Genomic DNA, 548 nt, shown 5'->3' with positions numbered 1-548 from the left:
GGCGCTCTCCCAGCTGAGCTAAGCCCCCATATAAATATTATCTTACTTTATCAATTATTATCTTTTTTATATCGGGAAGACAGGATTCGAACCTACGACCCCTTGGTCCCAAACCAAGTGCTCTACCAAGCTGAGCTACTTCCCGTTATAAGTAAACGCGCCCGATAGGAGTCGAACCCATAACCTCTTGATCCGTAGTCAAACGCTCTATCCAGTTGAGCTACGGGCGCATACTGATAATAAGGATATTGATGGTGCCGAGGACCGGAATCGAACCGGTACGGTGATCTCTCACCGCAGGATTTTAAGTCCTGTGCGTCTGCCAGTTCCGCCACCCCGGCAAAATAATGGAGCAGAAGACGGGATTCGAACCCGCGACCCCAACCTTGGCAAGGTTGTATTCTACCGCTGAACTACTTCTGCATATGCGGGTGAAGGGAGTCGAACCCCCACGCCGTAAGGCGCTAGATCCTAAGTCTAGTGCGTCTGCCAATTCCGCCACACCCGCGTATAAATGGTGAGCCATAGAGGATTCGAACCTCTGACCC

General features: G+C 50.9%; 5 tRNA genes. All 5 read right to left on the bottom strand.

Annotated features, from left to right (window positions below):
* Positions 1–71: 71 nt before the first annotated feature.
* The 5 genes from HMPREF2597_RS09955 to HMPREF2597_RS09935 all read right to left on the bottom strand — a co-directional run bounded on the left by HMPREF2597_RS09955 (position 72) and on the right by HMPREF2597_RS09935 (position 508).
* A tRNA-Pro gene (locus tag HMPREF2597_RS09955) sits at positions 72–145 on the bottom strand.
* An 11-nt stretch (positions 146–156) separates the two neighbouring features.
* Positions 157–230, bottom strand: a tRNA-Arg gene (locus HMPREF2597_RS09950).
* A gap of 22 nt (positions 231–252) precedes the next feature.
* Positions 253–341 (bottom strand) — tRNA-Leu (locus tag HMPREF2597_RS09945).
* Between the two features lie 7 nt (positions 342–348).
* A tRNA-Gly gene (locus tag HMPREF2597_RS09940) sits at positions 349–423 on the bottom strand.
* A 3-nt stretch (positions 424–426) separates the two neighbouring features.
* Positions 427–508, bottom strand: a tRNA-Leu gene (locus HMPREF2597_RS09935).
* Between the last annotated feature and the right edge of the window lie 40 nt (positions 509–548).

Origin of the sequence: Staphylococcus sp. HMSC063A07 (assembly GCF_001836955.1) — a bacterium.
GTDB lineage: Bacteria > Bacillota > Bacilli > Staphylococcales > Staphylococcaceae > Staphylococcus > Staphylococcus lugdunensis.
This window is presented reverse-complemented; position numbering and strand designations above follow the sequence as displayed.